Origin of the sequence: Sorangium sp. So ce302 (assembly GCF_051530145.1) — a bacterium.
Lineage (GTDB): Bacteria > Myxococcota_A > Polyangia > Polyangiales > Polyangiaceae > Sorangium > Sorangium cellulosum_B.
In genome coordinates, this window is sequence record NZ_CP150326.1 from 13,316,629 (window position 1) to 13,341,502 (window position 24,874).

The window sequence follows — 24,874 nt, forward strand, 5'->3', positions numbered from 1 at the left end:
CTCTCACTCCACCCTGTCAAGGCCGCCTATTTCGCCGTCCGGTCCGTCGCTCATGAGATCGTATCCGTCCGGATCCTTCCTTCCGGGACAGGTGAGCCGGAGCGGCCTGCCCCACGCGTCGACCGGGTCGATCGCGAGGTATCCCTCGCGCTTCAGCTCTTCCAGGGAACCCGGGCACCGCCGCTCGTGATCCGCGCGGTACAGGGTGATCGCCCCGTGGACGACGGACAACGTGGCGCGGGTCGATCGAATTCCCACGAGCCGCCGCTCGCGCGCGCCGAGGAGCAGCAGGAGGACCACCATCGCGAGGCCCGCGGCGAAGGGCCTCGCCCGCGCCATGCCGGTCCGCCGGAAGAGCCCGCCGCCGCGCTCCCAGGGGAAGAAGATCGTGCTCTCTCGCTGCCTGCGCCGCCCCATAGCCGCCTACCCGACGAAGCTCGACATCTGGATGAGTGGCATGAGGATGGATATCGCGATGAACGCGACCGCGCCGCCCATGATGACGATCATGAGCGGCTCGAGCAGGCTCGTGAGCACCTGGACGCGGGTCTCCACGGCGGAGTCGTAGGCATTGGCGACGTTCTCCAGCATCGCCTCCAGCTGCCCGCTCCTCTCGCCGATGGCGATCATGTGGGTGACGATCGGCGGGAACCGGCCGCTCCGCTTCAGCGGATCGGCGATGCTCTGGCCCTCGCGGATCGACGCGATGGCGTCGACGATGACCTTCTCCAGGGCCGCGTTGCCCAGCACGCTCCGCACGATATCCATCGCGCTGAGGAGCGCGACGCCCGACGACAGCAGGGTCGCGAGGGTCCGCGCGAAGCGCGCGATGGACAGCATCTGGATGAGCTTGCCGAAGATGGGCGCCTGCAGCACGAACGTGTCCCACGCGAGGCGGCCCTTCGGCGTCCGCACCCAGCGGCGGAACCCGTACACCGCGCCCACGAGCGCGAGAAGGACGAGCCACCAGTAGCTCGAGGCGAACGCCGACGTGCCGATGAGCGCCGCCGTGTACCAGGGCAGCGCCTGGTCCATGGAGGCGAAGATGCCGGTCACGTTCGGCACGACCGCGACCATGAGGACCGAGATGAGCCCGATGCCGATGAGCGCCATCAGCGCGGGGTAGGCGAGGGCGGCGGTCACCTTGCCCACGAGCTTCGCCTGGTTCTCCATGAACAGGGTCAGGCGGGTCAGCACGCCCTCGAGCGTGCCGGACGCCTCGCCGGCGCGCACCATGCTCACGTAGAGCGGCGGGAAGACCGAGGGGTGCGCCTCGAGGGCCTTGGCGAAGCTCGTGCCTTCGCGCACCTGCTCGCGCACCTGCGTGAGCACCCGCTTCAGCGACTCCTTCTCGACCTGCTCGATGAGCGCGTTGAGCGACTCGAAGAGCGGTATGCCGGCGCCGATGAGCGTCGCGAGCTGGCGGGTCATCACGGCGACGTCCGACGTCGAGGGGCGGCCCGCGAAGGCGAAGATCTTGAGATCGCGCTTCGCCTTCGCCTTCGCGGCCTGCTCCTCGGTCGCGCCGGTGAGCATGATGCCGTCCTTGCGCAGGGCGGCACGGAGGGCCTTCGCGTTCTCCGCGTCGCGGACCCCTTTGACCGGCTTGCCGGTGCCGACGAGGATGCCTTTGTATTCGAATACCGCCACGGCCTTCCCTACTCGTCGACGATGACGTCTTCCTGCGTCGCCGCGAGCACCTCCTCGACGGTGGTGATGCCCTTGAGCACCTTGCGCGCCCCGTCATCCCGGAGCGTATCCATCCCCTGGGAGATGGCGACCCGCTTGATGGTCTGCGCGTCCGCGCTCTTCAGGATGTGCGGACCCACGGCGTCATCGACGACCATCAGCTCATAGATGCCCCGCCGGCCGATGAAGCCCTTCTGGTTGCAGGCGTCGCAGCCCCCGGGCTTGTAGAACACGGCCCGGTCGATGTCCTGACCGATGTAATCGTATTTCTGTCCGTGCACGCTGTAGCGGTTCGAGAGCTTCCGCCGCGCCTTCCAGGCGAGCCGGTCCTCGTCGAGGCCGAGCTGCTGCAGCTCGTAATCGGAGGGGCGGTAGGCGACCTTGCACGCCGGGCAGAGCAGGCGCACGAGGCGCTGGGCGAGGATGCCGATCACGCTGCTCCGCACGAGGAACGGCTCGATCTCCATCTCGACGAGGCGGGTCACGGCGGCGGCCGCGTCGTTCGTGTGGAGGGTCGAGAGCACCAGGTGGCCGGTCAGCGACGCGTGGATGGCGATCTCGGCGGTCTCCTTGTCGCGGATCTCGCCGACCATGATGACGTCCGGATCCTGGCGGAGGAACGCGCGGAGCGCCGAGGCGAAGGTGAGCCCGATCCCGGGGTGGACGTGGATCTGGTGGATGCCGCCGATCTCGTACTCGACCGGGTCCTCGGCCGTGAGGATGTTCCGGCTGGGCTCGTTGATCCGGTTGAGGCAGGCGTAGAGCGTGGTCGTCTTGCCGCTGCCGGTCGGGCCGGTGACGAGGATGATGCCGTCCGGCCGCTGGATGAGCGCGTCCATGACGGCGTACTCGCGCGGCGCGAAGCCGAGGTCGTCGAGCCCGAGCAGGACCGACGCCTTGTGCAGGATGCGCATCACGATCCGCTCGAAGCCGCGGCTCGTCGGCACGGTCGAGACGCGGATGTCGACGCTCTTGCCCGCGATCTTCAGCGTGATGCGGCCGTCCTGCGGGAGCCGCTTCTCGGCGATGTTGAGCGCCGCCATGATCTTCACGCGGGCGATGATCGGCGCCATGAACTGCTTCGAGGCGCGCTTCGCGACGTAGAGCTCGCCGTCGATCCGGTAGCGGACGACGACGTCGCGCTCCTCGGGCTCGATGTGGATGTCGCTCGCCCGCTCGCGGACCGCCTGCGCGAAGAGGCCGTTGACCCAGGCGATGATCGGGGCGTCGTCGTCCGAGTCGATGATGTCGACGAGGTTGTCCTCCTCGAGCGCCGTGTCGCCCTCGAGCTTCGCGCCGCCGTCCTCCTTGCGCTCCCAGATGCGGTTGATCGCGTTCAGCACCGCGTCGCTCGTGGCGACCGCGATCTCGACCGGCTTGCCGAACAGCGCCCGCACGTCGTCGATCGCCGTCGTGTCGAGGGGGTCGGCGACGGCGCAGTAGACGACCCCGTCGTGCTCGGCGAGCGGCAGGATCTTGTGCTGCTTGGCGTAGGTGATCGGCACCCGGCTCGCGAGCTCGAGCGGCACCGCGTCGATGTCGATGCGCGGGAGGAGGCCGACCTCGCACTCCTCCGCGAGCGCCTTGGCGATGCTCGCCTCGTCGGCGATGTTGGACGAGACGATGAGCTCCGCGAGCTGCTGACCGCGCTCGCGGACGGTGTCGTAGAGCGGCACGAGCCGCTCCGCGGGGACGACGCCCCGCCGGACCAGGATCTCGCCGAGGTACTGCTGCTGCTGCAGGCTCATTCCACGCGCTCCATCTGCCGTCCGCCGCCCGGCGGCCGCCGCGTGGGCCGCGGCGGCGGGGCGCCGTTCGGGGGCGGCGGCAGCTGGGCCGGCTCGCCCTCCATGTCGACCGCGCCGGGCTGCATATGCGCGGCGCCGGTGGCCTTGCCGCCGAACGTCGGCAGGCCGACCGGATCCACCGGCACGTGCTCGCGCGGCCCCTTCGGGCGCGCCTCCTCCTCGAGGCGCGCCCGCTCCTCCTCGGCCAGCATCGACTGGCGGATGTCCTCGAGGAGCCCGTTCGCGCGGCCGAAGTCGCGCGGCGGCTCCCACGCGGCGCTCTCGCTGAAGACGAAGTAACGGTCGATGAACTCCTGCCGCTCCTGCATCTTGCGCTCGAAGATGGTCCGGAGATCGTCCTGGTCGCGGATCACGTAGGGCGTCAGCACGAGGAGGAGGTTCGTCTTCGTCTTGGTCTTGACCCGCTGCCGGAAGAGGAACCCGAGCACCGGGATGTCGCCCAGCACGGGGATCTTCGTCTCCGAGGTGGTCATGCCGTCGCGCATGAGGCCGCCGATCACGACCGTCTGCTGGTCCCGGACGACGAGCGTGGTGCTCGCGGTGCGCTTGTTGATGGGGATCGCGCCGAGCGCGCCCTCGAGGGGGGCGCCGGCGTCGGAGATCTCCTCGGAGAGCTCCAGCCGAACCTGGTCCGAGTCGTTGACGTGGGGGACGACCTTGATCTTCGTGCCGACGTCCTGGCGCGCGGCGGTGCCGCCGGCGCCGCCGAGGCCGCCGAGCAGGCCGGCGAGCCCGCCGAGCCCGCCCGCCGCGGCGCCCGCGCCGCCCGCCAGGCTCGCGAGCTGGTTGAGCCCGCCGCCGCCCACGTTGGTCTGGAGCGGGATGTTCTGGCCGATCGAGATCTCGGCCGCCACGTTGTCGGTCGCGAGGATGTGCGGCGTGGCGAGGACGTTGGAGTCGCCGTCCTGGGCCAGCGCGTGGAGGACGACGCCGAACGCGGGGATCGAGATGCCCGTCCCGAGGATGTTGTTCGAGCCCGTGATCGCGGGGCCCTTGATGCCCAGCGCGAGCGCGCCGAGCTGCGCCGGCAGGCCGATGACGGACTGGCGGATGTTGTTGCCGCCGTAGACGACGCTGTCGTTCGGGTCGAGGCCGTCGAACGGCGCGCCGGCGTGGTAGCCGATGCCGAAATCGAGCGAGCGGCTGACGTTCACGTCCATGATCACGGCCTCGATGAACACCTGCCGCCGGGGCTCGTCGAGCTGGTCGATCACGGTGCGCAGCTGGGCGTAATCGTGGGGTGACGACGTGATGAGGAGCTTGTTGCTCGCCTCGTCGCAGGTGACCTTGACCTGCCCCTCGAAGATGTCGTCGGTCGAGCCCGGCACCGCGGGGGCGGCGCGCGCGCCCGGCCTGCCGCCCACGGGCGCGCCGCCGCCGCTCCCGCCGCCGAGGACCTGGTTCAGCGTCGCCGACAGCTCCTTGCAGCCGGCGTGCTGGAGCGAGAGCACGTGGACCTGCCCCTCGCCCGTCTGCGCCACGTCGAGGCGCTTCAGGATGCCGAGGACGCGCAGGTAGTCCGGCTCGGTGGCGGTGATGATGAGGGAGTTGGTCCTGTCGTCCGCGATGATGCGGGCGCCGGTGCCGCCGGCGCCGCCCCTGCCGGGCCTGCCGCCGCCCGCCGCGCCCCTGCTCGGGTCGACGATCTCGTTCAGCTTGGTCGCGACCTCCGCCGCGGAGCCGTAATGAACGGGCTGCACCCAGAGCTGATCGCCGGCGCCGCCGACGTCGATCTCCTCGACGATCCGGAGCATGCGCTGGATGTTGGACCCGGTGTCCGTGATGATGAGCAGGTTGCCGGGCGGGTAGACGGTGACGTCGCCGTCCTTCGATTTGAACTTGCTCAGGACGCCGCCCGCGTCGTTGGCGTCGATATGGGACAGCCGGTACATGCGGGTGACGAACCGGTCCTCCGCGGGCACGGGCGCGGCGGCCCCGAACACGGGGGTCGTCTCGGACACCGCGCCCGGCGTCTCCACGATCTTGAGGAAGCGGCCGTGGGGGATGACGGTGAGATCGTTCGAGGCGAGGATCGAGAGGAACGCGCTGTACGCCTCGGCGACGGTCACCTTCTCCGGCGCGTACACCGTGGCCTTGATCTGCCGGAGCTTGCCGCCGTAGATGAAGCGGCGCCCGGTGATGTTGCTGATAGCCTTCACGAGCTCGGGGAGGTCGGCCTCGTCGAGGTTGAAGCTGACCTTGTAGCCGCCGGGCTTCGGCTTGAACTCGATCTCCTGGACCCCCTGCTTGACCGCGGCGAGCGGGTCGTCCCCGGCGTCGGCCGGGGCGCCAGGCGCGCCTGGCGCGGGCGCGGCTGCGCCCGGCGCGCCAGCAGGCGGAGCGCCTGCGGCCGGGGCGCCCGGCGCGCCCGGCGCGGGGCGGGCGGGCGGCGGCGGGACCTGGCCGGGGGTCCGCAGCACGGGGACGCCGCGGTTCGCGGGCTGCGCTGCGGCGGGCGGCGCCGCGGCGGCGAGCACGAGCGCCGCCACCGGCGCGGCGAGGAGCCTCCTCCGGAGGCAGCAGGATCGCTCGAGGGTCGTCATCACCATCAGTCGACTCGATATTCTCTGCGTGGGTTGGTAGGGGGAGGCGGCGCCGCTCAGTCGGCGTTCGGCGCGTTCGGCGCGTTCGGCGCGTTCGGCGCGTTCGGCGCGCTTTCGCGCGCGGCCGGCGAGGAGGGCCGCGGCCGCTTCGAGCGGGAGGTCTTGCCCAGGGCGGTCTTGCTCGCGCCGGCGGAGGCCTCGCTGTCGGCCTCCTCCGTCGCGTCCGTCGCGGACTCTTTGTCGTGGGGCGGCAGGACGGCCTTGGCGACCGACACGAGGACGAGGCTCATGACCCCGACGAACGTGAGCGAGCCGAGGACGAACGTGCCGATCACCATCAGCGTCCGCCGGAGCAGGCTCCCCTCGTCCAGCGTCCCTATCCATCGCGCCATGCCGCTACCCTGCTTTCGTCCCTGGATTCAGTCCGGAGCGCTCACTTGATGTTGAAGTCGATGTTCATCGGCTTGCCCTTGCGGTTGATGCTCACCGTGAGCCGGTCCGCCGTCCGGAGCCGCGCGTAGGCCTCGAGGGCCTTCTGCGGATCGCTCATCTCAAACCCGTTGATGCTGGACAGCCGATCTCCGTTCTCCAGCCCGAGCGTCCCCAGCAGAGAGTCCGGGCGAATCCCGAAGAGACGGATGCCCACCACCTTGTCTCCCTCCTTCTCGGGGACGATACGCGCGGAGCGCATCAGCTCGCCCTGGTTCTCCAGGATGTGGTCGACGGCGCTGCGCTCCACGTTGAACTCGTTCTCGCTCACGCGCTGGATCTTCGCGGCGAGCTCCGGCGGGATCTTCTTGCCGCCGCGGGCGGCGGGCTTCGACGCCGCGCTCGTCGACGGCGTCGCGGGCGCCGGCGACGGCGTCGCGCTGGCGCGGGCGACGGCGTGGTTGCTGCCCACGATGGCCTGGCACCGCGAGCTGCCGGACGTCAGCCAGACCCGATCCCACCCCACGTAGTAAACGGTCTGCCCGCTGATCTCATCCCCTTGCCGGCGCAAGATCGCCTTGCCGTCCGAGCCGGCCATGGCCGCGAACGACCACGCGGGATCGTCGGCCTGCGTGATGAGGAGGACGCGGGCGCCGTCGCAGGAGGGGTCCGCGTACGGGTCCTTGTTGGGCAGCTCGTGCGGGGCGCTCGGGATCTCGACCGGCTTGCCGTCGAGCGGCCCCGTCACCGAGTCGAACGGGTTGCGCGAGAGGATCGCCGCGGCGCTCGTCGCGTGGTCGGTGCTGCTCGCGGTCGACCCGAACGACGCCGGGCGCGTCGGAGGGCTGGGCGGCGCCGGCGGGGCGTCGATCGCGACGCTGGAGACCACCAGCTGACCCATGCCCGACGCCTGGAAATAGGCGGCGAGCGCGATCAGCGCGCCCAGCACCCAGGGAAAATACCGCTTCAGGATCGCGTCGATGCCCATGCGCCCATCCTCCTCTAGGCGAGTTTCATGCCAGCGGTCAATCGCCGGTGGTTCGCCGCGTCTTCTCGGAAATTCGGAAGCTGTCCCGCCAAGGTGACGCACCCCAGCCGCGTCGGACGCCCTTCGTTGCCAAAGTGACAAATGGATTTCCGCGGGGTGCCGGCGCACGGGAGCGCGCCGTGTCCGCGGGACGGCGCGCGCGGCGTCACTCCAGCTCGCCGAGCTTTCGGTAGATGGTGCGCGTGGAGATGCCGAGCAACTGCGCGGCCACGGATTTGTCCCCGCGGGCGTGGCGGAGCGTCTCGCGGATGAGCCTGCGCTCGACCTCGTCGAGGGGCGTGCCGACCGAGAAGGTGAGCGAGCTCGGCTCGGCGGGGGCGGCCTCGCGGATGAAGTCGGGCAGGTCGTCGACGGAGAGCTGGTCGCCGCGGCAGAGGACCACGGCGCGCTCGATCACGTTCTCGAGCTCGCGCACGTTGCCCGGCCACGTGTAGTCGGTCAGGCGCGCGAGCACGTCGCGCGGCGCCTCCAGGCGGGGGCGGTTGTTCTTCGTGCAGTAGATGCCGAGGAAGTGGTCGACGAGGAGCGGGATGTCCTCGCGGCGGGTCCGGAGCGGGGGCGCCGTGATCGCGATCACGTTGAGCCGGTAGAACAGGTCCTCGCGGAAGCGGCCGGCGGCGACCTCGGCGCGGAGGTCCTTGTTGGTGGCCGCGACCACGCGTACGTCGGCGCGCACCGTGTCGCCGCCGACGGGCTCGTACTCGCCCTCCTGCAGCACGCGGAGGAGCTTCACCTGCACGGCGGGCGAGAGCTCGCCGATCTCGTCGAGGAACAGCGTGCCGCCGGCCGCCTTGGCGAAGCGGCCGTCGCGCTTCGCGAGGGCGCCGGTGAACGCGCCGCGCTCGTGGCCGAAGAGCTCGGCCTCGAGGATGGTCTCCGGGATGGCCGCGCAGTTGACCGCGACGAACGGCCCTCGCGATCGCGCGCTGCGCTCGTGGATGAAGCGCGCGAGCAGCTCCTTGCCGGTGCCGCTCTCGCCGAGCACGAGCACCGTGGCGCTCGAGGGCGCCGCCTGGGTCGCGATGTCGAGCACGCGGCGGAGCGTCGGGCTCGATCCGACGATCTCGCGCTTCGTGAGCAGCTTGATCTCCTGCCGGAGCGAGCGGTTCTCGGCGACGAGCGACTGGCGCTCGGCCGCCTTGCGCACGCTCTTGATGATCGTCATCCGCTTGAGCGGCTTCTCCACGAAGTCGTAGGCGCCCTCGCGCATGGCCTGGACCGCGGTCTCGACGGTCCCGTAGGCGGTCATCATCACGACCTCGGTGTCGGGCGCGAGCTGCTTCAGCGCGCGGAGCAGCTCGAGGCCGCTGACGCCCGGCATCATCAGGTCGGTCAGGACGACCTCGACGCGGCGGCTGCGCACGATCTCCAGCGCCGCCTTCGCGCTGTCCGCCGTGATGACGCGCATGCCGTCGCGCTGGAAGATCTTCTCGATGGAGGCGACGTTCGACGGCTCGTCATCGACCACGAGGACCGTCGGCGCGCCGGGCGGCGGCGCGACGGGGCCAGCGGGCGGCGCGCTCGGGGGGACCTGTGCCAGATCGTCAGCCATGCGCCACTGTGTCACAGGCGTCGGCGGCATGTCCAGGAGAGCACGGGTCTGACAACGTCCGAGCCGGCGCCTGACAAACTGACACGCCGACCTGGTCCCGCGCGCTGCCCGCGAAGATCGCGGGCTCCGTCAGCGGATGAGCTTCGACAGCTGCTTGAAGTCGTCCGTCCCGGCGATCCTGAGCCAGTCGAAGACGACGGTCTCCGCGGTGGTGATGGTGGCGCCTGCGGCGCGGCAGAGATCGAGGCCGGCGAGCCGGTGGTCGTCGCGGCGGGAGGCGACGCCGTCGAGCGGGACCTGGACGAGGACGCCGCGCGCGGCGAGGTCGCGCACGGTCTGGAAGACGCAGACGTGCGCCTCCACGCCGACGACGATGGCGGCGCGGGGCGCGCGCCCGGTCGACGTGCGCAAGGCGCGCTCGAACTCGGGGGAGCCGCAGGCGGAGAACTCCATCTTGGGGATGACGGGCGCGCCCGCCTGGGCGAGCCGCTCGGCGATGGGCGCGACGGTCGGGCCGAGGCCTGCGGGGTACTGCTCGGTGGCGATGACCGCCGCGCCGAGCCGCCGCGCCGCCTCGATCAGCACCGTGGCCGCGCGGGTGAGCGCGTCCATCTGGGGCGCCGGCATCGCGCCGGCGAGCTTCTCTTGCACGTCGATGACGATGACCGCGCTGTCTGTGGGCTCGATCCTTTGCATGGTGGCTACCTCGTGGCCCGGAAGCTCCGCAGGAACCGGAGCAGGTCGCTCCGCAGGTCGAAGCGGAGGAGCGCCTCGCCGATCAGGGCGCCGCCGTCTCCGACGAGGACGCCGGGCAGGACGGTCATCGACGTCATGAGATCGCCGGGGCGCACGGTCTTCCGGCCGGCGAACGCGCAGCGGCGGCCGTCGTTGGCGGTGAACTCGAAGGAGTAGGGCAGGGTGCCGGTGCGCACGACGTCGAGGCCGAGCCGCCCGGAGAGGTAGCGGTGGTCGGCGAAGCCCTCGGCGTCGATCTCGCCCTCGATCTCGACCTCGGGCTTGCGCAGGAAGGCGAGGAGGCCGCGCGAGCGCGCGCGGATCGTGAACGACATGGGCCGCTCGTCGGAGGGCGAGTCGACCAGGTGGAAGCTCCCGGCCATGGTCTCGCAGAACTCGAAGCCGCGCATCACGCCTCCGCCCATCACGCCTGCGGGGGCGCGCCCCGGGGAGGCGCCGGCAGCGGCGGGGCGGCCGTCGCCTCGGTGTAATCCTCGGGCGGGAGCACGAGCCGCTCGACGCGGCGGCCGGAGGCGAGGGCATCGACGATCTCCGGGACGTCGGCGGGGGTCACGCGGCCGTAGAAGTAGCCGTCCGGCTCGACGGCGATGACGGGGCCCGCCCAGCAGACGTCGAGGCAGCTCGCGGAGCAGGCGCGCGCCTCGACCTTCGCGAGGCCCCGCTCGGCGAGCGCGGCCTTGAGCTGCACGTGGATGCCCTCGGCGCCGCGCTGAGCGCAGGAGCCCTTGGGAACGCCGTCGGGGCGGCGGTTGACGCAGACGAAGAGGTAGCGCTTTCGCTGGGGCACGAGGCGGATCCTCGTGCGTCGCGGGGGCCAGGTCAAGCTGGGGAGAGGTAGGGCGGGATGCGCCGGGGGCGCGCGTCGAGCTTCGCCAGGGGGCGGGTCGGCGGCCGGACGGGCGCACAGATGCTGTGCGCGAGGCATTCTTGGGCCCGGTGGCGTACCGTACTCGGAGGTTGTCGACGATCTTGGCGGTTCAGACTTCTTCGGAACCCCGTTCGTAAAGGTTATCGAGACTGCGTTTTGACACGAGGCTACTGTGTCACACCCCAGGGGTTTTCATGGCTACAGGTGATTATAGCCTCATTCCAATGGTAGCAAGCTACCTTGGTTTGAGCCCAGTTTCAGCGCAGTGGAGAGGAATCGATGCGGTCCTCCCGATCCTGGAGCGCATGCGCAGCGACGGGGCGATCGTCCTCATAAAGCTTGATGGTGGTAGAGGTCCGTCCGATAACGGCCCGTATACTGTCCTTGCTTCCGGTGGGCCTCTCAAGGGCGACTTTGTTCGTGCGGAGGTGTCATCGATTGAGCACGGTGTCGCAAAGGTGGTCGTGGAGTATGCGAGAAGGTGCTGGGGGTTCGTTGAACCCTCGTAACCTGCTCGGGGCGTGAACGCCGGGCGGCTCCTCGCCTCAGGCCCCGGCTTCTGCGGCGGTGCGCGCGCGGTGCCGGCGCCGCGCGAGGTTCACGATCCCGATCGGCGCCACGAAGAGCACGGTCGCGAACCCGAGGACGCCGACCACCATCCCCGCGAGGCTCGCGAGCGCGAGCCAGAGCACGTCGAGCGCCGCCGGGCTGGAACCGGACGAAGAGCGCTCATCGACGCGCATCTCCCTGCGCAGCTCGCCGACCTCTCGATCGAGCAGCGCCTCGAACGGCCGGCCATACAGGCTCTCGCTGCGGCGGCCGCGGAAGAACGCGCGAATCGTCCGGCGCGGGGCCGAGAGCAGCCCCGCGAAGAGGCCGCCCAGGTTGAGCTGCCAGGCCGCCACGAAGCCCTTGCAGCCGGCGCCGAGCTCCCAGGCCGCGATCTCGAACTCGCCGATCGCGTTCGTGTCGTAGCCCGTCAGCACGTGGTGCAGGTCGTGGTAACGCACGGCGCGCACGCGCGCCCGGGTGTTCGGGAACGGGACGGGGAGCGGACCGAGCTTGAAATCGACCCACGCGTCGCCGTACCCGCCGTCCGCGCCGAAGCGGTTCACCTCGAAGTAGAGCGCCCGCGCCTCCCGCATCGTGAGGCCTTCGTCGTAATGCACCAGAGCCATGGCACCACCCTCGTTCGATGACTTCAGTCACTGATCATGGTCATTCTTCGCGCTCGTTCTGTCAAGGAGATCTCCGCTTGACGTGGGAGCATCCGCGGCAACAGATTGCCCGGTCGATGAGCAAGGTCATTCCAGACGCGACGAAACGCCGGAAGCGAGCCGCGGCGCCGCGAGCTCCGGTCGCGCCGGCGCCGGTCGCGTCCGCGCCGATCGCTTCGGCGCCCGAGCGCGGCGGGCGCGCCCAGCAGAAGCTCGACACCCGCCGGCGGATCCGGGACGCCGCGTGGGCGCTCTTCACCGAGCTCGGGTACGACGGCACGACGACCAAGGCGGTGGCGGAGCGCGCGGAGGTCGCGACGGGGACGGTGTTCGTGCACGCGCGCGACAAGCCCGACCTGCTCATGATGGTGATGCACGACCGGCTCGCGGCCGCTGTCGACGCGGCGTTCGAGGCGCTGCCGCGCAAAGAGCCCCTGCTCGCTCAGCTGCTCCACGTGTTCCAGCGGCTGTTCGCGATGTACGGCGAACAGCCGCTCGTCTCGCAGGCGTTCGTGAAGGCCTTCCCCGCCGCGTCGGGCCCGAACGGAGAGCGGCTGAACGCGCTCACGTTCGCGTTCCTGCACCGCATCGCGGGCCTCGTGCGCGACGCACAGGCGCGCGGCGAGGTCGCGGGCGACATCGACCCGCTCGCCGCGGCGCACAACGTGTTCGCCCTCTACTTCGCGGCGCTCCTGTCCTGGCTCAGCGGCTTCGTGACGCTCGGCGCCGCGCTGGATCCTGTGCTGAAGAGCTCCCTCGCCCTCCAGTTCCGAGGGCTCAGGGCGTGAGGCGCCGGCGCTCCAACGTCGGCGCGCGTCAGCGCGCGCCCTGCCGGGGATCGCCGGCGCGGAGCGCGGCGAGCACCTCGGCGTGGACGCGCGGGTCGCCGGCGGCCACCACGTCACCGGCGCTCGCGGCGTCGAGCGGGCGCCCTTCCCAGTCCGTCATGACCCCGCCGGCGCCGGTGATCACCGGGACGAGCGCCGCGAAATCGTGGAGCTTGAGGCCGTACTCGACGACCACATCGATGCTGCCGCTCGCCACGAGGCCATACTGGTAACAATCGCCGCCGTAGCTCACGAGCTTGGCCCGGGACGCGACCTCCCCGAAGGCGCGGGTCTTCGCCGGCGGGAAGTACTGCGGGCCCGTGGTGGAGAGGCGCGCGAGCGAAAGCCCCGCGCACGCGCGGACGCGCGCCGGCGCGCCGTTCCAGAGCGTCTGCCGGCCCAGGACGCCGAGCCAGCGATCGCCGAGGACGGGCTGGTCGATGACGCCGAGCACCGGCCGGCCCCGGTGCAGCAGCGCGATGAGCGTGCCGAAGAGCGGCTTGCCCGTGATGAACGCCTTCGTCCCGTCGATGGGATCGAGCACCCACACGAGCTCCGCCCCCTCGTTCTGGCGGCCGAACTCCTCTCCCACGATCCCGTGGCCCGGGGCGTGCGCGGCAAGGAGCTCGCGTATCGCCGCCTCGGCCTCGCGGTCGGCGATCGTGACAGGGCTCGCGTCCGCCTTGTCGTCGGCCTCGATGCCCTTGCGGAAATAGCGCCGGATCACGGCGCCGCTGGCGTCCGCGAGCCGCTCTGCCAGCTCGACCAGGTCCTGGGAAGGGGTCATCGTCTCCTCCGTGGGCCCTCGACGCGAGCCTCACGGCGCGATCCCCTACGCGCGCCGCCCGCTCACGGCAACCACCTCGCCTCGCAGCACCCCGGAGCGAGCTCCGCATCAGGCCGCATGAGGTCGCGTCGCCCCCTGGGCGCTCGACGACTCCGGCGCGTGGCGGGCATCGTAGCGGACGCCTCCCGCGATCGCGGCGTCCTGTGCCCGCGCCGGTCCGAGCGCCGCGCCGTCGCTCCTCTCGGCGAGGCGCGCGTTGCGGCGCGCGTCAGCGCTTCTTCCGCGGATCGCCCCGGAGGATCGGGTACGCCATCAGCAGGCTGAACCAGACCACCAGGAACTTCGGGTCGGTCAGCGTCTCGAACGGGATCTCGAAGCGCTCGTTCGCGGTCGCGGCCTCCGCCTTGCGCTGCTGCGCCTGCGCCACCGCGGGGCTCACGACCTCGATTCGCCTCGCGCCGCTCGCGCCGCTCGCGACGCCAGTGCCGCCGGTCGCGGGCATCTTCGGCAGCAGGGTACCCTCGGCGATCGCCTTCTCCTCGGGCGTCCGCTCCATCTTGAGATCCGGGTCGATGAGCACCACCGCCGGCTCGAGCCGCTCGGGGTGCTCGGCGCCGCCCGGCTCCGCGGTCGCGACCCGCGCGTCCTCCTCCGGTCGATCCACCGGGACGAAGCGCGGCGCGACCTCGCCCGGCTTCCGATCGCGGAGCTCGACGGTCACCTGGGTCGGGATATACAGGCGCCGCGCCTCCTCGATCGGGACCACGGTGTCCTTAACGGAGGCCGGCGGCCCGCCCGCGAGCTCGGGCACCTTCGCGCGCGCCGCGTCGATCGCCGCCTGCTCCGCGGCCATCGCGGCCTTGCAGCTCGGAAGGGACGGATCGAAGTCGAGGCCGACGGCGCTGGCGCCCCCCTTCCTCCGCTCCTGGGGCGGCGTGCACTCCTCGTGGATGCGCTCCGCGACTTCGTCATCCTCCCGGTGCAGGAGGCCGAGCGGGAGCTCCTTGCGATCGTCGATGCCGTTCGCGACCTCCGGCCGGGCCACGAAGCGGTACCGAACGCGGAGCGCGAGGGTGCGGTGCCCCGCGGCGTCGACGACGGTCACGGCCTCCTTGGCGAAGTTGTCCGTGGTCGCGCCCTGGACCTCGCGCCGGCTCACCATCACCCGGGATTTCCGCAGCCCCGTGAACACCGATCGCGTCTGCGTCCGCACGCGCTCGAGGATCTTGAAATCGCTCGTCCCGGTCGGGACGTAGACATAGCCGTCGAACTGGAGCACAGCGGGCGGACGCTTCACGTCCCGATCGGCCGTCTTGCCCCGATCGCCGCACCCCGCGAGCGCCAGCACCCCGGCCAGCACGCCGATTGCCGGGAGAACACGGAGGACTGCACGGAGAAGTGCTACCACAACAGATCTCCACGACGGCGAGGGTGCAACGCCGGTGAATCTAGCTCCGGCGACCTGATGAAGAAACCCTTACCCACCGGAAAAGCCGGGCAGGGATGCGGGGATCGCGCACAGCGACCTGAACGTGACGACCCGGCGCGCAGATCCCGACCTCGACGCAGGCGTTGGCCCGCGGCCTGGTGAGCCCCTTACCTCGGCCGGGGGGCGCCGCGGCGGTGAGGCTTCGAGCTGGCCGCGGAGCGCGCTCGGAGCGAGGCGACACACCGCGGCGCGTCTTGGGGACGCCCCGCGGCGCGCCGGGGGATTGCCCTTTCGAAAATCGGATCCATTTGGTCGCCGACATGAACACGGAAAGCCCGAACCCCGAAACCAGCGGTTCCACGCCCTCTGCCGAGCCTTCGGGTGCGGCCCCGGGCCCGGAGACGCCCGCGTCGACCCCGTCCGAGGAGGCCAAGGCCGCCGGCGCGGTCGAGCTCCCCTTCCAGGCCGAGGTGCAGCAGGTCCTCGCGCTGGTCATCAACTCGCTCTACGCAAACCAGGAGGTCTTCCTCCGCGAGCTCATCTCGAACGCGTCGGACGCGCTCGACAAGGCCCGCTTCCTGGCCCTCACGCGCGAAGGCGTCGCTGAACAAGCCGGCGAGCCCGCGATCCTCATCACGCTCGACGACGCCGCCCACACCCTCACCATCGAGGACAACGGCATCGGGATGACCCGGGACGAGGTGGTGCAGAACCTCGGCACCATCGCCCGCTCTGGGTCGCTGGAATTCCTGAAGGCCAACGCTGAGGCCGCCAAGCAGAAGAAGGACGGCGGCAAGCTCCAGCTCATCGGCCAGTTCGGCGTCGGCTTCTACGCCGCGTTCATGGTCGCCGCGCGCGTCGACGTGCAGACCCGCTCGATGCTGCCGGGCGCGGAGCCCGTCCTGTGGCGCTCGTCCGGCGCGGGCTCCTTCACCGTGGCCCCCGGCGATCGCGAGCACCCGGGCACGAAGATCGTCCTCCACCTCAAGGACGACGCGCGCGAGTACACGAAGGTGTGGCGGATCAAGGAGATCATCCGCAAGTACTCGGATTTCGTTCATTTCCCCATCAAGGTGAACGACGAGGTCGCGAACCGCTCGGCCGCGCTCTGGACGCTGCCCAAGTCGCAGATCACCGAGGAGCAGCACGCGGAGTTCTTCCGGCACGTGACCGGCGGCTACGAGGGGGAGAAGCCGCTGCTCACCGTGCACCTGTCGATCGACGCGCCCGTGCAGTTCCACGCCCTGCTCTACGTGCCCGAGAAGGCGCCGGCGGACATGTTCCACAAGGACCGCAGGGGCGTGCGCCTCTACGCGAAGCGGGTCCTCATCGTCGAGGACTGCGACAAGCTGACGCCGATGTACCTGCGCTTCCTGCGCGGCGTCGTCGACTCCGAGGACCTCTCGCTGAACGTCTCTCGCGAGATGCTCCAGGAGAACCGCACGCTCTCCCAGATCGAGCAGCAGATCGTCAAGCAGGTGCTCAAGTCGCTCAAGGACCTCTCCGAGTCGGAGCCCGAGCGCTATGCGGCTTTCTGGAAGGAGTTCGGCCGGGTCATCAAGGAGGGGGTCACCAACGACTGGAAGAACAAGGACGCGATCGCCGAGCTCTGCCGGTTCGAGTCGATGAACACGGAGGCCGGCAAGGTCATCTCGCTCCGCGACTACGTGGCGAAGATGCCGGAGGCGCAGAAGGAGATCTATTACGTGACGGGGCTCGGCCGCCACGCGGTCGAGCAGAGCCCGCACCTCGAGGCGTTCCGGAAGCGCGGCTACGACGTGCTGTTCCTCGTGGATCCGGTCGACGAGTGGTTCGTGCAGTCGCTGAACGAGTTCGACAAGCGCCGCCTCAAGAGCGTGATGCACGGCGATGTCGACCTCGGCGCCGAACCGGAGAAGAAGGACGAGCCGGAGGCGTCGGTGGACGCGGCCGTGGCGGCGGTCAAGGCGGCGCTGGGCGACCGGGTGAAGGACGTGCGCGTCTCGCGGCGCCTGACCGACAGCGCGAGCTGCCTCGTCGCCGCCGAGGGCGATCCAGGGGCGAACTTCGAGCGGATCATGAAGCTCATCGACCAGAATACCGGGGAATCCAAGCGGATCCTGGAGCTCAACCCGGGCCACCCGGTGGTGAAGAACCTCAATATCCTGGCGGGGCGCGAGGCCGGCTCGGAGCGGGTGAAGCAGTGGTCCGAGCTCCTCCTCGACCAGGCCCTCCTCGTCGAGGGCGTGGTCCAGGAGCCGGCGAAGCTCGTCCGGCGCATCCAGGATCTGCTCGCGCAGGTCAGCTCCGCCGCCGTCAGCCAGCCCTGACGAGCCGCGGTTTCTTGGCCGGGGTCGAGCGTCGGTGATAGGCGCGGGACGAGGTCGCCAGGATGTCCCGAATCGCAACACCGGCGCTCGGCCGCCGGGCCTTTCTCCGAGCGCTCGGCGCGGCGGGCGGCGCCCTGGCCGCGCCGGGGCTCTGGGCGCCGGCGCCGGCGCTCGCCAGGGCGGCCTCCAGGGTGAGGGCCGTCGAGGCGTCGGACATCGGCGTGACGCTGAAGATCGAGCTGTCGAACGCGCCGTTTCCCTGCGACGGGGCTCCCTACCAGGACGCCACGGCGATGGTCTTCGTGCCGGCCCATTACCGCGCGCCGGAGAGCGATGAGCTCGACCTCGTGATCCACTTCCACGGCCACGTCACGACCGCCGAGCGGGCCATCGCGGCGCACAAGCTCCGCGAGCAGCTCCACGAGAGCAAGCAGAACGCGGTGCTCGTGGTGCCGCAGTGCGCGGTGAACGCGGCGGAGTCGCCCCCGGGCAAGCTGGGGCAGAAGGGCGGCCTCCGGCGGCTGTGCGGCGAGCTCGCGTCGGTGCTCGCGAGCCCCTCGGCGCGGCGGGCGCTCGGCGATCGCGCCATCCCGCGGCAGGCGAGGCTCGGGACGCTCTGCCTGTCGGCGCACTCGGGCGGATACCGCGTCGCGGCCGCGTGCCTGCGCCACGGCGGCTGCGAGGTGAACGAGGTGTACCTGTTCGACGCGCTGTACGGCGAGGTCGACGCGTTCCGCGACTGGGTGCTCGAGCGGAAGGGCCGAACGGGGCGGGACAGGCACAAGCTCATCAGCCACTTCGTCGCCGGCGACGTGCGGCGGCTCAACCTCGAGCTGGAGCGTGCGCTCGAGGCGCAGGGCGTCGCCTGCCTTCACGAGCGGCGCCCGGGCGAGCTCACGCGCAAGCAGCTCCTGGACGGCCGCGCCATCTTCATCCAGGTCCCGCTCGCGCACAGCGCGGTGACCTTCGAGCAGAACGCGTTCCGCGACTGCCTGTTCGCGTCAGGCCTCCGCCGGCAGCTCCGATCCAGCTGGTTCACGAAGAAGGACGAGCCGCGCCGGATCGACGTGCGGCGCGGGTCCTGACGTCGTCCCGCCGCCGCGGCGCCGCGTGGGGGGCGCCGGCCGGTCGTGGCGGCGCGCGTCAGTGCCGGAGCGAGACGTCGGCCAGCGCGAGGCGCGCGTCGTTGATGTACGCGCTGTCCGGGAAGCGGCGGATGAACGACCGCAACGTCGTCTTCGCGTCGTTCCAGGCCTGGATGTCGAGGAGGCACTCGGCGAGGAGGAAGGTCGCGTCATCCATGACCTCCCGATCGGGCGACGCCTCGGAGAGCGTCATGAGCAGCGGAATCGCGTCGCGCTGCCGGTTCAGCCTGCGGTAGGCGCGCGCCAGGTTGAGGCGGGCCGACGGGGTGTGCGACGCCGTCTCCTTCTGCCGGATGGCGTCCTCGAAGGCGACCGCGGCCTCGTGCCAGCGGCCCGTCCGCATGTGATCGAGGCCCGTCTGGTACGATTTGATCGAGAGCTCCGAGCGCGACTTGTCGACCGAGTCCGAGAAGAACGCGAGCTCGGCGCGGGTGAGCGGCGCCTTGCGCAGCGCCTCGAAGCCCTCGATCACCTCCTGTCGCCGCTCGGCACGGATGAGCTCGTAGAACGCCGCGGCGTCGCTCTCGGCCTTGGCGCGCGCGTCGCTCCGCTGCTGCATCTCCTTGAGATCGGCCTCATGCTTCGCGATGCGGTCGCGCGCGCCCTTGGTCTCGGCCTGGACGGCGTCCACGCGTGCGTCCCAGGCGAGCTTGACCACGCCGATCACCACGATCACGAAGAGCAGGTTCGCGCTCGCGCTGTTCCAGAAGGCGCGCCGCTCGTACGCCATCTGGCGCTTGGAGATGCTCTTCAGATCCGCGGCGAGGGCGTTCGTGAGGTTGTTCGTCTTGATGATGAGCCCACGGGATTCCACGATCTCACGCTTGATCTCCCTGAGCTCGTCGTCGAAGTCGTGCATTTTCAGGTCCTGAAACCGTGCCCTGTGCAGGAGGCTGTGCTCGTGCTAAGGGGGCCGCGAACGCGGACCCCCGACCTGTAGACGGGGGCCGCGAACGCGGACCCCCGACCCGTGGAAGGGGCCGCGAACGCGGACCCCCGAGCCGCGCCAGGGTGCCGCGGACGCGGATCCCCGGCCTCGCCGACAGGCCGCCCTTACGCTACCAGGAAGCTCTCCCCATGGACACAAGCGACATCCGAAAAGGCCTCAAGTTTATGGTCGACGGCCAGCCCTACTCGGTCATCGACTTCCAGTTCGTCAAGCCGGGAAAGGGGCAGGCGTTCACCCGCGTCAAGATCCGGAACATGGCGACGGGCGCGGTGCTCGAGCGCACGTACAAATCGGGCGAGAAGCTGGAGCCGGCGGACGTGGAGGAGCGCAGCCTCCAGTACATCTATCCGGAGGGCACCGACTTCGTGTTCATGGACGCGGCGACCGGCGAGCAGCTCACGGTCCCCGGCGACAAGATCGGCGATGACTCCAAGTGGCTGAGCGACGGGATGTCGATCGACGTGACCCTGTTCAACGGGCTACCGATCGGCGTCAGCATGCCCCCGCACGTGGTGCTCCAGATCGTGAGCAGCGAGCCGGGCGTCAAGGGCGACACGGCGAGCGGCGCCACCAAGCCCGCCACGGTGTCGACCGGCGCGACCGTCAACGTCCCGCTCTTCGTGAAGGAGGGCGAGTGGATCAAGATCGACACGACCGACGGCAAGTACCTGGAGCGCGTCAACAAGGGCTGAGCCCCGGCTGACGCTCGGCTGACCCTCCGGGGGCGGGGCGCGCCCACGGCCGCCGAGGGTCACTTCGCCTCGAAGATCACGGCGGCCGCGCCGGCGACGCACGCGACGCGGGCTCCTCCGTTGGCCGGCGCGCACGCCGTCGCCTGCGCGAGGTCGCCGCCCGTCCAGAGGCGCGCGGCGCCGCCCGCGGTCGCCACGAGGAGCCCGCCGGCGGCGGGGATCGCCAGCGTGGCGCCGTCCGGCGACCGCGCCGCGCCCTGAGGCGCGGGCGTCGTGAGCGGGAACGACAGCGCGGACGAGGCCGGCGCGGCCGCCCGCAGGTCGATCGAGATCAGCGCGGCGCCGAGGGCGATGTCGAAGCCGCGCTCGGACGCGGCGAGCGGGACGAACGGCAGGCGCTCCGTCCCGGCGCAGCGCTCGGGCGCGGCCGCGCCGGGCCGGGAGCGAGGCCCCTGGCCGCGGAGCAGCGGGAGCGGGACCTGCATCTCGCCGACGGCATCGGGCGAGCTGCGGAAGAGCGCGAGCAAGGTGGGCGCGTCGCAGCGCCGCTCGACGGCGACGAGCTCCGCGGGCCCGGCGTGGACGGCGGCGGGCCAGGGAGGGATGTCCGTCGCGGACTCGGTGGACGTGGCCGGGTCGACGCGGACGACGCCCTGCGCGGTCCTGACGAGCAGGGCGCCGCTCGCCTCGAACGCGAGCGGGCCGAAGGCGCCGGTCCTGGTCGGCTGCGGGGCAGCGGCGGTGCGGTACACGGCGGCGGCGGTCGCCGGCGGCGCGAGCTTCGCGAGGAGCTTGCCGTCCTCCTTGGTGCGCGCCTCGGCGCCGCCCCGGTCGAGCGCCGCGATGGCCGCGATCGGCGCGCCCCGCGTGGACGCCGCCACCGCCTCCGCGTGGTCGATGGCGGCCGCGAGCCGCGGCTCGCCGCAGCGCACCGGGCCAGGGCCCGTCCAGACGAGGGCCTCGCCGGCGCGCGCGGCGTCGCGGCCGGTGGTCGCTCCGGCGCCGCTTTCGGCGTCGGCGCAGAGGGCGGCGTGGAACCGGCGCAGCCGCTGGGCGGAGGCGGCCACGGCCGGCGCCGTCGACTTGCCGCGCGCGTCCCGGAGCAGGGAGGCGGCGAGGGCGCGCAGCGCCTCGCCGGGCTGGGCCGCGTCGCGCGAGAGGCCGGCGGGGCGATCCAGGAAGACGAGCGGGGCGCGGACCTCGGACGCTGGGCCCGCCGGGGCAGGGAACGGGCGCAGGGCGCCGGCGAGGCCGACCGAGACGATGAGGTCGTCGCGGCCGTCCGCGTCGCGGTCGGCGACCTCAAGGGAGGCGGAGAGCGCTTCCTCCGCAGGCGGCGCGCGGAGGCGGAGCTCCAGGGCGAGCTCCGGCGGCGCGCCCGCGCCCGCGGCGGGCCCGGGGAGGCGGATCACGGCGATCCAGCGCGTGGGGCCCGTACCCGCGGCGCCGCGGTGAGCGCCGCCGCACTGCGGGGCGAAATCGAAGGCGAGCGCGGAGGGCCCGATCTGGCTGAGGCCGACGCGCGGAGTGCACCCCTGCGCGTCGAGATCGCCGGGGAGCGCGGCGAGCGTGCGCAGCGCCTGCGGCCGCGCGGCGGGCGCGAGCAGGAGCTCGCCGCGCAGGCCGTCGGGCGACCGCGCCCAGGCGACGAGATCGCGCGCGCCGTCCCCGTCGACGTCGAGGAGGAGCCCGGTCTCGAACGTGCGCCCGGTCGGCGCCGCGGCCACGGGGCCGCCCTCGAGGGGCCATCGCTTGCCGCCTTCTGGCGCCGGGACGCTCGGCACGACCGCGAACCGAGGCGCGGCGGCGTCCGGAGCGCCGGCGTCGGCCTCGGGGCCGGCGGTCGCCGCGCCAGGGCCGACGCCGCTCAGCGGGGGCGGGGAGCCGGAGGGCGCCGCCGAGCCGAGCGTGTAGGGCGTGTACGGCCTGGAGCTCGGGCAGCCATCGCAGCCGGCGGCGGCGAGGAGCGGGAGCAGGGCGCGGAGGAGCTTCGAGCAGGATCGATCGGGCATCGCGGGCGGACCCGGCGGCGCACCGGTGTGCGGCGGGCGGCGCAGGAGTAGCACGGGCGGCGGGCGGGCGTCGTGGGGCCGGCGCGCCATCCAACCGCCCGCGCGCCGGATGGCGCCGGTGCGCCTTTCGGCGTAGCTTGATCGAGCGTAGATGAGCGGGCCGAAGCCTCCCAGGGCCGTCGAAGGCGAAGACTATTACCTCGAGGGAGGCCGGGTGGTTTTTACAGAGGCGTATCACCTGAAACGGGGATACTGCTGTAATTCCAAGTGCCGCCACTGCCCTTACCGGGAGAAGGCGCCGGCAGAGTCGATCACCGTCGCGCTGCCTCGGCTGAAGCTCCCCTGACCCCGGTGCAGAGGTCGAGCCTCCGCGGCGGATCGCGGCGAGCGGCGCCATGCAACGCGCCGCTGTGACGGTATCGCAGAAGCTGCTGCGCACGCGCGCGCCGGCGTTCCGCGGTGGCCGCGGGCGGCAATCCGTCTGCGGTTGATGACGGGCGGAGAGCCCCGGCGCACCATGGAATGTCGGTTGATCCGGATTGCGTGGAGCGTCTAGGATTTCGCGCCCACATTCGCGCGGGAGCTCCTATGCGTCGCAGTCTTCACCCTCTGCTCTGCTGCCTCTTGCTCTCCGTGCCGATCGGCTGCGACGCCACGTCGGCGAACAGGCCGCCGCCCGACGAGACGCCGGCGGGGCTGCCGAGCGTCGACACGGATGGCGATGGGATCAGCGATGCGGAGGAGGGGCGCGGCGATGCGGTCGATACGGATCGCGACAGTCAGCCGGATTTCGAGGACACCGACTCCGACGGCGACGGGTTGTCCGACAAGATCGAGGGCGCTCCCTTCCCAGGCGAAGCGGAGCCGCGTGACAGCGACGGCGACGGGGTGCCTGATTACCGCGACGAGGACTCCGACAACAATGGGCTACCCGACGAGGACGACGGCGACAGCGACCGCGACCGCGATGGAACCGCCGATTATGTGGATCTCGACGATGACGGCGACGGCCTCCTGGATGTTGTCGAGCTCGGGTCGGACCCGCTCGATCCGGTGAACACCGACGGCGACAGCTGGCCTGATTTCCGTGACAGGGACTCCGACGACGACGACATCCTGGATCGGTTCGAGAGAGAGTTCGACGCCGACGGCGACGGGATCCCGGCGTTTCGAGATCTCGACTCGGACGGTGACTGCCGGCCCGATTCGATCGAGCGCGGCGACGGCGAGCCCGAGCAGCCGCCCAGCGACAGCGACAAGGACGGCGGGGGCGATTTCCTCGACCTGGACAGCGACAACGACAGCCTGCTCGACGAGCTCGAGGACCTCAATTGCGACGGCGTGCTCGACCCGGGCGAGTCCAGCACCGCGAGCGAGGACACGGACGAGGACGGCGTGAACGATCTCATCGAGCAGGCCGCCGGCACGGACCCGAACGACGACCTGGACAACCCGCGGGCCAGCGGGGATTTCGTGTTCATCGTGCCTTATCAGAGCCGCCCGGATCCCGCGCAGGACACGCTGGATTTCTCGACCAACATCTCGCAGGCCGACGTGGTGTTCGCGATGGATACCACCGCGACCATGGGCGGCCAGATCACTCATCTGAAGGGCGCGCTCCAGGAGATGATCGATCAGCTCGCCGAGGAGATCCCGAACATCGGCATCGGGGTGACTCAGTACAAGGACTTCCCGATCGACTCCTACGGGGGCCCCAAAGACCAGCCGTTCTACCTGGAGCACCGGGTGATGAGCGTCCTCACGCCGGCAGGGCGCGAGTCGGTGCAGGACGCGGTGAACTACCTCAAGGCCGAGGCCGGCGGCGATATCCCGGAGAGCGGCTGGGAGGCTCTTTATCAGATCGCCACCGGGGCGGGCACGAACGAGGGCGGCGCCGACGTGCCCATGTTCAATCCGCTGAGCGCTCCGCCGGGCATGACCCCGGCGGGCGAGACGGTCGGGACCATCGGTGGCGTGGGCTTCCGCTTCGGCTCGCTGCCCATCGTGGTGATGATCACCGACACGCCGAGCCACAACGGGACGTTCGTGCAGCACAACTACGCCAGGTCCAGGGTGGAGTCGCCGACCCATTCGGAGGCGCTGCAGGCGGTGACGGGCGTGGGAGGCCGGCTCATCGGCATGGTCGCCTCCAGCTCTGTCGAGGCGCAAGCCGACCTGACGGCCGGCGCGGTGGCGACGGGCTCGGTGGTCCCGCCGGCGGCGTGGGGACCGGAGGGCATGCGCCCGCCGCGGTGCGCGGTGGGACAGTGCTGCGTCGGCGAGAACGGGAGCGGCGTGACGATCGAGAGCGGCAAATGCCCGCTCGTGTTCCGGGTCGCCAGCAGCGGCGACGGGCTGAACCTGGCCGTCGTGCAGGCGATCAAGGTGCTCACGACCTATGTCACGCTCGACATCTCGGCGGCGGCGGTGGCGGACGAGACCGACGCGGTCGACGCCGCGAGCGCGTTCATCGACAGGATCATCGCGAACAACAGCGCTCCTGAGCCCTGCACCACCGGCTTCAGGGTCATCGACAAGAACGTCGATGGCGTCGCGGATACCTATACCAACGTGTTCCCCGGGCCCACGGTCTGCTTCGACGTGATTCCGAAGACCAACGTCTCGGTGCCTCCGACGACGGAGCCGCAGGTGTTCACGGCGAACATCGTCGTCACCGGCGACGGCGTGACCACGCTCAGCACCCGCAAGGTCTTCTTCCTCGTCCCGCCGGAGATCCCGGTGCCCCCCATCGACTGATGAGCATCCGGCGCTCGCGGCTCCCTGGAGGCCCGGCGAGGCCTGTTTCACGCGGCA

Annotated in this window: 21 protein-coding genes; 6 read left to right on the plus strand and 15 right to left on the minus strand. The window is 71.1% G+C overall.

The features are described from left to right. Positions 1–3: 3 nt before the first annotated feature. The 11 genes from WME73_RS50430 to WME73_RS50480 all read right to left on the minus strand — a co-directional run bounded on the left by WME73_RS50430 (position 4) and on the right by WME73_RS50480 (position 11,871). Positions 4–417 (minus strand): type II secretion system protein GspG, encoded by a 414-nt coding sequence (locus tag WME73_RS50430; protein ID WP_437326756.1) that lies wholly within the window; start codon positions 415–417, stop codon positions 4–6. A gap of 6 nt (positions 418–423) precedes the next feature. Next, positions 424–1,650 (minus strand): type II secretion system inner membrane protein GspF, encoded by a 1,227-nt coding sequence (gene gspF / locus WME73_RS50435; RefSeq protein WP_437743414.1) that lies wholly within the window; start codon positions 1,648–1,650, stop codon positions 424–426. 8 nt (positions 1,651–1,658) lie between these two features. Then, positions 1,659–3,437, minus strand: a complete 1,779-nt coding sequence (gspE, locus tag WME73_RS50440) for a type II secretion system ATPase GspE (protein WP_437743415.1) — start codon at positions 3,435–3,437, stop codon at positions 1,659–1,661. After that, the gene (gene gspD / locus WME73_RS50445) at positions 3,434–6,046 is read right to left on the minus strand and encodes a type II secretion system secretin GspD (protein ID WP_437743416.1); all 2,613 of its coding nucleotides are present in this window, start codon (positions 6,044–6,046) and stop codon (positions 3,434–3,436) included. The genes gspE and gspD overlap by 4 nt, the downstream gene beginning before the upstream one ends. A 50-nt stretch (positions 6,047–6,096) precedes the next feature. After that, on the minus strand, positions 6,097–6,432 hold the full coding sequence (locus WME73_RS50450) for a hypothetical protein (RefSeq protein ID WP_437914257.1): 336 nt from the start codon (positions 6,430–6,432) through the stop codon (positions 6,097–6,099). 41 nt (positions 6,433–6,473) lie between these two features. Next, the gene (gspC, locus tag WME73_RS50455; protein WP_437743418.1) at positions 6,474–7,457 is read right to left on the minus strand and encodes a type II secretion system protein GspC; all 984 of its coding nucleotides are present in this window, start codon (positions 7,455–7,457) and stop codon (positions 6,474–6,476) included. 205 nt (positions 7,458–7,662) lie between these two features. Further along, positions 7,663–9,069: a sigma-54-dependent transcriptional regulator gene (locus WME73_RS50460; RefSeq protein ID WP_437743419.1), complete on the minus strand. Its 1,407-nt coding sequence runs from the start codon at positions 9,067–9,069 to the stop codon at positions 7,663–7,665. A gap of 129 nt (positions 9,070–9,198) precedes the next feature. Beyond that, positions 9,199–9,765 carry an isochorismatase family protein gene (locus tag WME73_RS50465; protein ID WP_437914259.1) on the minus strand — a complete coding sequence of 189 codons (567 nt, stop codon included), beginning with the start codon at positions 9,763–9,765 and terminating at the stop codon, positions 9,199–9,201. Between the two features lie 5 nt (positions 9,766–9,770). After that, positions 9,771–10,214 (minus strand): hypothetical protein, encoded by a 444-nt coding sequence (locus WME73_RS50470; RefSeq protein ID WP_437914261.1) that lies wholly within the window; start codon positions 10,212–10,214, stop codon positions 9,771–9,773. Between the two features lie 14 nt (positions 10,215–10,228). After that, a complete protein-coding gene (locus WME73_RS50475; RefSeq protein WP_437914263.1) occupies positions 10,229–10,612 on the minus strand; it encodes a (2Fe-2S) ferredoxin domain-containing protein in 384 nt (127 codons plus the stop codon). Between the two features lie 626 nt (positions 10,613–11,238). Next, on the minus strand, positions 11,239–11,871 hold the full coding sequence (locus WME73_RS50480; RefSeq protein WP_437743421.1) for a hypothetical protein: 633 nt from the start codon (positions 11,869–11,871) through the stop codon (positions 11,239–11,241). Positions 11,872–11,987: 116 nt separating this feature from the next. On the opposite strand from WME73_RS50480, the gene WME73_RS50485 reads away from it, so the two are divergent. Next, complete coding sequence (locus WME73_RS50485; RefSeq protein WP_437914265.1) at positions 11,988–12,698, plus strand: TetR/AcrR family transcriptional regulator; 711 nt, start codon at positions 11,988–11,990, stop codon at positions 12,696–12,698. A gap of 28 nt (positions 12,699–12,726) precedes the next feature. Here the strand turns inward: WME73_RS50485 and hisN are convergent, their stop codons facing one another. Then, positions 12,727–13,524 carry a histidinol-phosphatase gene (gene hisN, locus WME73_RS50490; protein ID WP_437914267.1) on the minus strand — a complete coding sequence of 266 codons (798 nt, stop codon included), beginning with the start codon at positions 13,522–13,524 and terminating at the stop codon, positions 12,727–12,729. Between the two features lie 268 nt (positions 13,525–13,792). Next, a complete protein-coding gene (locus tag WME73_RS50495) occupies positions 13,793–14,884 on the minus strand; it encodes a hypothetical protein (protein WP_437914269.1) in 1,092 nt (363 codons plus the stop codon). A 389-nt stretch (positions 14,885–15,273) separates the two neighbouring features. On the opposite strand from WME73_RS50495, the gene htpG reads away from it, so the two are divergent. Both htpG and WME73_RS50505 read left to right on the plus strand, forming a co-directional pair. Continuing rightward, positions 15,274–17,262, plus strand: coding sequence for a molecular chaperone HtpG (htpG, locus tag WME73_RS50500; protein WP_437914271.1), 1,989 nt, complete (start codon positions 15,274–15,276; stop codon positions 17,260–17,262). A 62-nt stretch (positions 17,263–17,324) separates the two neighbouring features. Beyond that, the gene (locus WME73_RS50505) at positions 17,325–18,347 is read left to right on the plus strand and encodes a hypothetical protein (RefSeq protein WP_437914273.1); all 1,023 of its coding nucleotides are present in this window, start codon (positions 17,325–17,327) and stop codon (positions 18,345–18,347) included. Between the two features lie 58 nt (positions 18,348–18,405). On the opposite strand, the gene WME73_RS50510 is transcribed toward WME73_RS50505, so the two are convergent. Continuing rightward, entirely contained in the window at positions 18,406–19,266 is an 861-nt protein-coding gene (locus tag WME73_RS50510) for a tetratricopeptide repeat protein (RefSeq protein WP_012241841.1), read from the minus strand. Between the two features lie 218 nt (positions 19,267–19,484). Here WME73_RS50510 and efp point away from each other — a divergent pair, with 218 nt between their 5' ends. Continuing rightward, on the plus strand, positions 19,485–20,048 hold the full coding sequence (gene efp / locus WME73_RS50515; RefSeq protein WP_437296963.1) for an elongation factor P: 564 nt from the start codon (positions 19,485–19,487) through the stop codon (positions 20,046–20,048). Positions 20,049–20,107: 59 nt separating this feature from the next. On the opposite strand, the gene WME73_RS50520 is transcribed toward efp, so the two are convergent. Beyond that, entirely contained in the window at positions 20,108–22,060 is a 1,953-nt protein-coding gene (locus tag WME73_RS50520; RefSeq protein WP_437914275.1) for a hypothetical protein, read from the minus strand. 151 nt (positions 22,061–22,211) lie between these two features. On the opposite strand from WME73_RS50520, the gene WME73_RS50525 reads away from it, so the two are divergent. Next, complete coding sequence (locus tag WME73_RS50525; protein ID WP_437530338.1) at positions 22,212–22,406, plus strand: DUF5522 domain-containing protein; 195 nt, start codon at positions 22,212–22,214, stop codon at positions 22,404–22,406. Between the two features lie 242 nt (positions 22,407–22,648). Further along, positions 22,649–24,817 (plus strand): VWA domain-containing protein, encoded by a 2,169-nt coding sequence (locus WME73_RS50530; RefSeq protein WP_437914277.1) that lies wholly within the window; start codon positions 22,649–22,651, stop codon positions 24,815–24,817. Positions 24,818–24,874: the final 57 nt, after the last annotated feature.